Below are 9,470 nucleotides of genomic sequence, written 5' to 3' on the forward strand. Positions count from 1 at the left end.
GGACGAGCCCGGGCGCTGCTGTGTGTCAGTGCCGGCTGGTGCCGTCACGGAGGGCGCCGTTCGGCCCGAGGTCCACGTAGCTGCCGTTGTTCCGGCAGCCTCGACTACTCCGTGTCGTCGACGCCCTTGGCGCCGTCCTGCTCGCCCGCCACGATCAGCTGCCGCAGATGCTCGGAGACCTCGGCGCGCGCCTCGCCGGGCAGGCCCGCGTCGGTCACCAGGGTGTCCACCTGCTCCAGCGAGGCGAACGAACTGAGGCCCACCGTGCCCCACTTGGTGTGGTCGGCGACCACCACCACCTGCCGAGCCGAGTGGACCAGCCGGCGGTTGGTCTCGGCCTCCGCCAGGTTCGGCGTGGACAGGCCCGCCTCGACCGATATGCCGTGCACCCCGAGGAAGAGCAGGTCGAAGTGGAGCGCGGCGATCGCCTGGTCGGCCACCGGGCCCACCAGCGAGTCCGACGGGGTGCGCACCCCGCCGGTCAGCACCACCGTGGCCGCGCCCTGCCGCTGCCCCGACGTGCGCTGCGCCGAGTGGAAGACGTCGGCGACCCGCACCGAGTTCGTCACCACGGTCAGATCGGGCACCTCCAGCAGGTGCTGGGCGAGCGCGTACGTCGTCGTACCCCCGGACAGGGCGATCGCGGTGCCCGGGGTGACCAGCCGGGCGGCGGCCCGTGCGATGTCCTCCTTGGCCGACAGCTCCAGACCCGACTTGGCTTCAAAACCCGGCTCATGGGTGCTGGCCTCGACCACCGGCACCGCGCCGCCGTGCACCTTCTCCAGCATGCCCTGCCGGGCGAGCGCGTCCAGGTCGCGGCGCACGGTCATGTCCGACACCCCGAGCTTGCGGGTCAGTTCGTTGACCCGCACACCGCCCCGGCGCCGGACCTCGTCCAGGATCATGGCGCGGCGCTGCTCGGCGAGGAGGTTCTGATTCTCGCTCACGTACGCTCCGGTCCTTTCGCCGCCAACCGTCCGACACGCCCGGCGCACCACCTCCGACCAGGACGTTCCATCCGTCCGGGGCTGCGCGGGCGTCCCATCTTTTCACGGGACGGTACGGGGTGCGCCATCGCCTGTCACGACGCGCACATGCCACTGATCGCACGGCCGCCCCGCGCCCTCCGTCACCCGGATCGGGGAGTTTGCGCGACAAGTGGTGTGGACCGCCCCGGAACCGGACATCGTGGAGCGCGCACCGGCACAGGCCCTCAGGGCGTCACGGGCCTGGTGGCCCGGCAGTGAGCCGGCGTGCGGGCCTGCGCCTACCACCACCTCGGGCCGGCCTTCCCCGCGCCGGGAGCGTACGAGGGACACGCGGCTCAGGGCCGGCCCGCGCTGCTCGCGGCGGCCGGCGGCTGGTGGAGCCCGCCCGGACGCCGGCTCGCCTTCGCCGCCCTGGTGCCGATCGGACTGCTCCGGTGAGCAGCCGGCTCAGGACGTTCAGGGCCGCCGGGGCGGTGGGCGAAGCGGGCCGCCGGGGTCGCGACGGCGGCGGCGACCGTCAGCAGGCCCGCCATGGTGTGCGCGGCGCGCAACCGGGCCACCAGGCGGCGCCCGTACCGGAAGCCGCCCGGGCGGGGGCGCTGCCGCCGATGTCCGGTGCGGTGGTGGGCACGGCGTGCCGCCGGGGCCGCAGCGAGCACCGCCCTGACGAGCGGCTCGACCGGCACCTCGTACGACGCCTGCCGCTCGACGCGCTCGGCCTGCTGCTGCTCACCCTGATCTACGCCGGCTGGTCCCGGCCCGGCCGGCGCTCCGGGGGGCGGCTGCCCGGGAACCCGGCCTTCGGCGCCCTGATGCCGGCCCCGGGGCTGCTCGTCGTCGCCCTCGCCGTCGTGGCCCGCCTCCTGTACCGCCGCGGTCCCGACCCGCGCACCGGGATGCGCGGCCTCGGCGGACCGGCCACCGCGCTGCTCGCCCGCGCGCTGGGCGGAGTGATCTCCGGGGGGGTCGCGCTACGCGTCGACGACGGGCTGGTCGGCACCCGCGCCCCGCTGGCTGGGCCACCGGTGCTGCTGACCTGGCGGGTGTCCGTGATCCCGCCGCTCCTCGCGGTCCTGCTGCTCCTGGCCGCCCGGCTCGCCGCCGGCACCGCCCGGCAGGCCCGCACCGAACGCGACCGCGTCCGCCACGAGCACCCCCGGCGAGCCCGAGAACCCCGCCCGCACCCGCGCCAGGACGACGGCGGCCCTCACCGACCGCGCGCCCCTCGTTCTCGCCGTGCTGACCGCCACCACCTGGGGCTGGGCACCGTGGCACTGGCCGGCGCCCTGGTCACCGGGAAGACACCCCACGGCGCGGCCCGCCGCGCTCGCCGCCCTGCACCGCGACATCGCCTGCTGGGGCAACCTCCACCGCCGTACCGACCCCGTCGGCGGCCCGGTACGGCTGCCCGCCGACGGCGCCCCGGACGTGGACCACCCGCCCCTGAAGGACCCCCTCGCCTACGGCCGCACGCCCGACCACCCGCTGCCGGCCGCGATCCTCGGCCACTGCGACTACCAGGCGGACCCGGCTGCCGGCCCGCCTGCACCGGGAACTGCCAGGTCAGCGCAGGTGACCGCGTGGCCGAAAGGCTTGGTCGCGCGAGGCCGCGGGGATCCGGTTCCGCCGTTCGTACCCCCGCGACGGGCGGGACGGTTCCCCCGGGCGACCCGCTGAACGGACGACAGCGCGTCCGCGGGCGGGACGAGAGGCTGGCAGTCCGGACAGGGAGCCGCGTCAGCGGTTCACGCCTGTGCCCATGTCTCCTGAAAGGACTTTCGGAAATGAAGCAAGGCAACCGCTCGGTAGTGATCGCTCTGGCCGCCGTGTCCGTCGTCGGCGCGGCAGCGGGGGTCGCGTCCGCGCACGACACGGCCCCGTCGGCCACCCGTGGCGACAAGAACTTCGTGGAGTTCATGGCCAACGTCAACGCGAGTGAGATCGCGGCGGGAGGCAACGCCCAGAAGAACGCGACCACCCAGTGTGTCGCGCAGGCCGGCCGCGTCCTGCACGACAACCACACACGGCTGGAGGAGAAACTCAAGCCCGTCGCGGACTCCCTGGGACTCCGCCTTCAGAACGGCCCGACCAGGGCCGACCAGCGAATGTTCGCCCCCGTCGCGGACAAGGCCCACTCACCCGCATACGACACGGCCTGGCTGAAGATGATGTACCAGGGACACAAGGAGGTCCTGGCCAAGATCGACCACGAGATACCGAGGGCCCGGAACGGCCAGGTGAAGGCCTACGCCGAAATGGCTCGCCCGATCATCCACGCGCATCTGGAGATGGTCTACGGCAACAGGTGCCATCTGCCACCGAGTTAGGGCTGAGTCGCGCCGGACGAGTCCCGGACCGCGGCCATGCGCACATGGCCACGGTTGCCCTCGGCGCCGTGCGGGCCGTCGACGCGACGGCCCGCACCACGCCACGCGAGCGGCCGAGGACGCGGGACCCTGCGCGACGCCTCATGGCAGCTCCGGCAGATCCTCCGCGTACAGCAGGGTCAGGTCGTCGGTGCTCGGGTCCTCGACCTGGGCGACACGGCTCGCGTGCCGCTCCACCATCGCCTCGAACGTCTGGCGGGCGGTGCGGCCGTTGCCGAACGCCGGGCCCTTCGGGATCGCCGTGAAGTACTTGAGCAGTGCCTCGCACGCGCCCGGCGTCAGCCGGTACTCGTGCTCGTCGGTCTGCTGCTCCACGATCCGCAGCAACTCCTCGGGGCCGTAGTCGCCGAAGGTGATGGTGCGCGAGAACCGGGAGGCGACACCCGGGTTGACGGACAGGAAGCGCTCCATCTCCGCCGTGTAACCCGCGACGATCACCACCACCGCGTCCCGGTGGTCCTCCATCAGCTTCACCAGCGTGTCGATGGCCTCCTTGCCGAAGTCACGCCCGGCGTCCTCCGGGGAGAGCGCGTACGCCTCGTCGATGAACAGCACGCCACCACGCGCCCGTTCGAAGGCCTCCTGGGTGCGGATCGCCGTGGAACCGATGTGCTCGCCGACCAGGTCCACCCGGGACACCTCGACCAGATGGCCCTTCTCCAGCACGCCGAGGGAGGCGAGGATCTCGCCGTAGAGCCGGGCGACCGTCGTCTTGCCGGTGCCGGGGGAGCCCGTGAAGACCAGATGCCGTTTGACCGAGGCCGCCTTCAGCCCCGCACGCTGACGGCGCCGGCCCACCTCGATCATGTCGGTCAGCGCCCGCACCTCGCGCTTGACGCTCTCCAGGCCCACCAGCGCATCGAGTTCCCCGAGCACGTCCTTGGACGTCCGCACCGGCTCCGCGGCGGCCACCGGCTCCTGCTCCGCGCTGCGCTGCCCGGGGATCGAGCCGAGCAGCCCCGCCGTCTGCGGCGCCGTCTGCGCGGCCGTCTCCCGGACCGCCGGGGGCCGCAGGCTGCCGCTCTCGTCGCTGGTGCAGTCCTCCACGACCGGCCCTGTCCCGGACCCCGTGTCCGGGCCGCCTTCGGCGAACTCGTAACCACCGCGCGCACACCGCTCCGTACGGCACTTGCGCAGCGTCGTACGGCAGCCGTCGATCACATGGAAGCCGTAGCCGCCGCTGCCGCTGACCCGGCAGCCGAGAAAGCTGCCGCGGCCGCCCGCCGAGACGTAGAAACCGGCCTCGGCGGGGGAGTCGACCGTGCACCGCTCGATGGTCGGGTCGGCGCCCTTGGTGACGATCACGCCGGTCTGGGTGCCGTCCACCGTGCAGTTGCTGAGCGTGCCGCCGCTGCCGTGGTCACGGAACCAGGCACCGGTGGCCGCGTCCCGGATCCGGCAGTCGTCGAGCTGCGCGGTCGCCCCGTCGCTCACCGACACGGCCGTGTTGCGCACCTGGGACAGATCGCTGTCCACGACGTCCACGCGTGAACCGCGGTCGAGCACGAACAGCGCGTCCGGCACGTCGTGCACCCGGCAGGAGTCGAGGACGGCGGTGGCGCCGTCGCTCACCCACACCGCCGGATAGTCGCCGGTGCTGTCGAAGATCTCGCACTGGTTGGCGTCCACCCGGGTGCCCGGGTCCCACACCGACAGGCCGTTGCGCCCGAACTGACGGACCGTCGTCCGGGTCAGTGTGAGCACGGAGCGTGAACGCAGGTCGACCGCGTTCTCGGGGATGTCGTGGATGCGGCAGTCGGCGAGCGTGAGGACCGCCTCGTTGTCCAGCGTGACCCCGTCGGCGGTGGTGCGGTGCACATCGCAGTCGGTCAGGTGCGCGGTGGCCCGCTGGGTGACCTGCACCCCGGAGCCGCGCACCTCGTAGACCTCGCAACCCACCGCCTCCAGGGCGGAGTTCTCGCCGGTCACGGTGAACCCGGTGCCCGAGGCGTGGTGCACCCGGCAGCGGTCGAGGCGCGGGTGGGCGCCGCCGCGGACGGTGACGCCCGCCTGCCCGGCCGCGACCACCTCGCACTCCTCGAACACCCCGCCGCCGTCGAGTACGGCGATGCCGATGCCGGCCGGGTTGTCCACGGTGCAGCGGCGCACCGTCGGGCGGGCGCCGCCGCGCACCTCGATGCCGGCGGCGGACCGGGTCACGATCCGCAGGTCCATCAGCTCGGGCGCGCCCTCCTCGACCAGCAGCGCGGGCGCGGCCGCGTCCTGGCCCTCCACGTGCAGGTCCTGCACCACTGCGGAGCAGCGCACGGTCAGCGGCACCCCGTCCACGGGGGCGATCCGCACCGAGCCCGGCGAGCCCTCCGGGCCACGGAGCGTCACCGCCCGCTGCACGACGAGGTTCTCCCGGTAGGTGCCGGGGGCGATGGTGAGGACGTCGCCGTCGGCGGCGGCCTCCAGGGCGGCGGCGAGCGATGCGTACTCACCCGTGCGGCGCCGCCACCGCGAAGTACCGGTGTGCGTCACCTGGACCGTGCCCTGTGCCATGGCGTTGCTGTGCCCCCACCTCGTCGTACTGATGGCTGACGCTCCTTCGGGGCGCCGCCGCCGGTGCCGGGACCGCGACCGCGTCAAGCCCCTGGGGCCTGTGCGCGTGCGCGCTCTCGCAGACCTGCGAGCCCCTGCGGTTCGCTCACCCGCGGGTTGTCGCCGAAAGCGTTTCGGCCGGTCCACCGTAGCGTGTGCGTGCACGGTGGGTTGACCAGAGCCGGAAGGCCGTCAACTGCCGGTGCCCGCCTTGCCCCAGTCCGGGCCCGCCCGGTCCCAGGCCTGGTCCCAGCGCTCGTACCGGCGGCGGACCATGCGCCAGACGGTGAGGCGCCGGCCGCTCTCGACCAGGGCCGCGGACACCAGGGCCGCGCCGAGCCCGGCCAGGACCGCGTGCGTGGTCGCCGTGGCGGAGTCCAGCGGGCGGGTCGTTATTCGGCCGTGCGGATCGGTCCAGAGCCCGAAGTGGTCGCCGGCGCGGGGGGACTTGATGTCCGCCAGGGCCGGTCCGTGCCGCCGGGTGCCGTCCACGGCCGTCCATTCCGCGATGACGCGGCTGCGGGTCTCGCGCGCGGTGGTGGTGTCGGGATCGGCCTCCAGCAGGGCCTGGCCCAGGTCGCGCACCACGGTGGCGGTGACCAGGCGGCGGGCGTGCTGCTCCTCCCGCGCCGCGCGTTGCAGCGAGTCCTGGGCGGCGGCGCCGACCAGGCAGCCGGTCACGGGCGCGGCCAGGGCGATCAGCACCAGCGCCACGAGGGCCACCCACGCCTCGGCCAGATCGGTCGTACGGCGCAGCGGATTGTGCCGCCAGCGCCACACACCGGAGACAGCCCGCACGTCCCCCACCCCCTTTCGCTCCGTCATATCCCCCGGCGCGGGCGGTCATCCGCGGCCCCGGGCAATAGAGAGCGACATCACGTCCGCCGCGGCCGGTCATGACCGCGACGTCTCACGGATTTCTCATGCCACCTCAACGAGCGGGAACGGTCTGAGGGTTCCCCGAACGGCAATCGGTTTCCGTACTACCCGAGCACCCGCACCGGATCGCCGATCCTGATGGTGCCGGGGGAGAGGGGGACGAGGTTCTGGCCGAAGACGAGGCTGCCGTCGATCCTGCGGTGACGGGCAAGGGTGTGCAGCGGCTCCCGGCCGCGCACCGCGGTGTCCTGGTCGGTGGTGGTCACCACGCACCGGCCGCACGCCTTCGGGACGCGGAAGACCACTTCGCCGACGGAGATGCGCGACCAGTGGTCCTCGGCCCACGCCTCGGTGCCGGAGACCACGACACTGGGCCGGAAGCGGTTCATGGGCAGCGGGCCCTCCTGCGCGTACCCGCCCGCGGCGATCAGGGAGTTCAGGGCGTCCAGCGAGGCCGTCGTGGTGACGAGCAGGGGGTAGCCGTCGGCGAAGCTGACCGTCTCGCCGGGCAGCGCGTACTCGGGATCGACCGGGCGGCGGGTGGCCGGGTCGTCCAGGTGCACCAGGCGGACGTCGGCCCGCAGATAGGCGCTGCACCAGGCGTGCGCCTCCGCCGCGGCCGGCACCGCCTCCACCTTCGTGCCGAAGATGCTCACCGGCACGGTCGCCGCCGGCTCCGGCACGGCGACCGCCAGCGGCGCCTGGCCGGGCGCGGACAGACGAATGCCGCCGCCGGCCAGAGGCTCGGCGGCGGCCAGTGCGAGACGCGGCTGCTCCCGCTGCGTGACGACCTTTCCCCCGTCGTCGATCAGTGTCCAGCGCCGGTCTCCGGACAGGCCCCAGCGCTCCACCGAGGCCTCCCGGGGCGCGAGGCCCCGAAACGCCTTGACCGGGTAGACGTGGATCGACTGCACTTCGGCGATACCCATGACGCCATCGTGCCAGGTGACACCGGCAGCGGGATGCGCCGGTCAGTAACCGCGGTACTGCTGGTTGTTGTACGGGTCCTGGTAGGGAGCCTGCACGGGCCGCGGCGCGGCCGGGCGCATGGCCTCGTACCCGGTGCCCGGCGCCATCGGGCGCTGCTGCGGGGCCTGCGGACCGGGGTAGCCCCGGGGAGCGGCGGCCTGCTGCGGGATGTACGCGGTGGGCGCCTGCTGGAAGGGGGCGGGCTGCGTCATATGGGGGTAGCCGTAGGCGGGGGCCTGCGGGGAGGGGCCCGCCGGGAGGGCGGGCAGCGCCGACGGCAGCGCGGGCAGGTTGCTGCCCGTGTCGTAGGCGGCGGGGACCCGGATCGGGGCGATCTGCGGGGTGCCCCGCTCGGCCACGAGGGAGTCGTAGATCGGGGTGTCCGGGAAGGAGGCGGAGTAGTAGCCGCCACCATAAGTGGAGCGGGGGGAGGTCATGGCACATAAGTTAAGCCCACGATGTGCTGGTTGGGGAGACCGATAAGAGGGTTGTTTTCCGTGTCGGCAGTGACCTGGGATCCCCAATCCGAGCGAACTTGGCAAAAAGGGGCGTCGTTCAACGTTCGGATCGTGTAAAGGCCAAGCTCCCGCAGGGTTACCGGCGGTTGACCGGCGATCTTCCCGAGCCGTGCCCGGCGCGGCTGCCGGGCGCCCTCCATGGGAGTTCGACGTGGCCGGGAATAGGTTGTGCGGGTAGGGATGGCCGGGACGACCGCGGGACACCCGCGGACCGACTCGCAAGGGGGCGGACATGTCAATGCCGAAGGGATCGAACGCGCCGGTGCCGACCACGGCGCTACGCGTCGAACTGGGCCGGCGCGGCGGACCCGGCGTGCCGGACGCGGACGCCTCCGCGCTGCTGCTCGCCACCGGAAAGGTCCGCTCCGACGGGGACTTCGTCTTCTACAACCAGCCCGCCCACCCCTCCGGCGCGGTGCGCCACGAGGGCAAGCGGACGGCCGGCGCACGCGTCGTCGACACCCTTTTCGTCGACCTCGCGCGCGTGGAGGGCGAGGTCGAGCGGATCGTCCTCGCCGCCTCGGCGGACGGCGGGACGTTCGGGCAGATCCCGGATCTCTACATCGAGGTGACCGACGCCGGGACCGGCCAGGTGGTCGCCCGCTTCGACAGCTCCGGCGCGACCGTGGAGACCGCCTTCCTGCTCGGCGAGTTCTACCGCCGCCAGGGCGGCTGGAAGTTCCGCGCCGTCGGCCAGGGCTACAGCAGCGGACTCGAAGGACTGGCAACGAACTTCGGCATCACCGTGGACGAGCCGCGGCACGCCGCCCCGCCCGTCCCGGCACCACCGGTGACCACGCCGCCACCCACCGTCGCGGCCCCGCTCCCGCCCTTCCCGGCCATGGCACCGACCCCCGCCGCCGCACCGGCGCCGCCCCCGCCCGTCCCCCCGGCCCGGCCGGTCCGCCTGTCGAAGGTCACCCTCACGAAGGCGGCCCCTTCCGTCTCGCTGGCCAAGCAGGGCGGAACATCCGGAGTCATGCGGGTGAACCTCAACTGGCATGTGCGCAAACAACTTCCGGGCTGGGGCGGCCGCTGGGGCGGCGGACAGGGGGACCTGGACCTCGACCTGTGCGCCCTGTACGAACTCACCGACGGCCGCAAGGGAGTCGTACAGGCCCTCGGCAACTCCTTCGGGTCCCTGCACCGGCCCCCGTACATCCACCTCGACGGCGACGACCGCA

General features: G+C 73.4%; 8 protein-coding genes and 1 pseudogene. 4 read left to right on the forward strand and 5 right to left on the reverse strand.

Features of this window, described 5'->3' with window-relative positions:
- Positions 1-104 precede the first annotated feature (104 nt).
- Complete coding sequence (locus tag ACWEN3_RS33615) at positions 105-947, reverse strand: DeoR/GlpR family DNA-binding transcription regulator (RefSeq protein WP_452978621.1); 843 nt, start codon at positions 945-947, stop codon at positions 105-107.
- A 306-nt stretch (positions 948-1,253) separates the two neighbouring features.
- Between ACWEN3_RS33615 and ACWEN3_RS33620 the strand changes: the two genes are divergently transcribed.
- The 3 genes and pseudogenes from ACWEN3_RS33620 to ACWEN3_RS33630 all read left to right on the forward strand — a co-directional run bounded on the left by ACWEN3_RS33620 (position 1,254) and on the right by ACWEN3_RS33630 (position 3,316).
- Positions 1,254-1,427: a hypothetical protein gene (locus ACWEN3_RS33620; RefSeq protein ID WP_452978638.1), complete on the forward strand. Its 174-nt coding sequence runs from the start codon at positions 1,254-1,256 to the stop codon at positions 1,425-1,427.
- A gap of 287 nt (positions 1,428-1,714) precedes the next feature.
- Positions 1,715-2,666: pseudogene (locus ACWEN3_RS33625) on the forward strand (hypothetical protein); the annotation flags it as partial.
- A gap of 107 nt (positions 2,667-2,773) precedes the next feature.
- Positions 2,774-3,316: a DUF4142 domain-containing protein gene (locus ACWEN3_RS33630; protein ID WP_452978624.1), complete on the forward strand. Its 543-nt coding sequence runs from the start codon at positions 2,774-2,776 to the stop codon at positions 3,314-3,316.
- 141 nt (positions 3,317-3,457) lie between these two features.
- Here the strand turns inward: ACWEN3_RS33630 and ACWEN3_RS33635 are convergent, their stop codons facing one another.
- The 4 genes from ACWEN3_RS33635 to ACWEN3_RS33650 all read right to left on the reverse strand — a co-directional run bounded on the left by ACWEN3_RS33635 (position 3,458) and on the right by ACWEN3_RS33650 (position 8,205).
- Positions 3,458-5,881 (reverse strand): right-handed parallel beta-helix repeat-containing protein, encoded by a 2,424-nt coding sequence (locus ACWEN3_RS33635; protein WP_452978626.1) that lies wholly within the window; start codon positions 5,879-5,881, stop codon positions 3,458-3,460.
- A gap of 231 nt (positions 5,882-6,112) precedes the next feature.
- On the reverse strand, positions 6,113-6,718 hold the full coding sequence (locus ACWEN3_RS33640; protein WP_452978628.1) for an Rv1733c family protein: 606 nt from the start codon (positions 6,716-6,718) through the stop codon (positions 6,113-6,115).
- Between the two features lie 185 nt (positions 6,719-6,903).
- Positions 6,904-7,728 carry an MOSC domain-containing protein gene (locus ACWEN3_RS33645; RefSeq protein ID WP_452978631.1) on the reverse strand — a complete coding sequence of 275 codons (825 nt, stop codon included), beginning with the start codon at positions 7,726-7,728 and terminating at the stop codon, positions 6,904-6,906.
- Positions 7,729-7,770: 42 nt separating this feature from the next.
- On the reverse strand, positions 7,771-8,205 hold the full coding sequence (locus ACWEN3_RS33650; RefSeq protein ID WP_452978634.1) for a DUF6643 family protein: 435 nt from the start codon (positions 8,203-8,205) through the stop codon (positions 7,771-7,773).
- 319 nt (positions 8,206-8,524) lie between these two features.
- Between ACWEN3_RS33650 and ACWEN3_RS33655 the strand changes: the two genes are divergently transcribed.
- On the forward strand, positions 8,525-9,470 hold a 946-nt coding region (locus tag ACWEN3_RS33655), incomplete at its 3' end, for a TerD domain-containing protein (protein ID WP_452978636.1).

This window comes from Streptomyces sp. NPDC004561, from assembly GCF_053602155.1.

Bases quoted from the DNA above. Each gene is read 5' to 3' on its own strand.
- ACWEN3_RS33645 (WP_452978631.1), bottom strand. From the start codon at position 7,728: ATGGGTATCGCCGAAGTGCAGTCGATCCACGTCTACCCGGTCAAGGCG.
- ACWEN3_RS33650 (WP_452978634.1), bottom strand. From the start codon at position 8,205: ATGACCTCCCCCCGCTCCACTTATGGTGGCGGCTACTACTCCGCCTCC.
- ACWEN3_RS33630 (WP_452978624.1), top strand. From the start codon at position 2,774: ATGAAGCAAGGCAACCGCTCGGTAGTGATCGCTCTGGCCGCCGTGTCC.
- ACWEN3_RS33635 (WP_452978626.1), bottom strand. From the start codon at position 5,881: ATGGCACAGGGCACGGTCCAGGTGACGCACACCGGTACTTCGCGGTGG.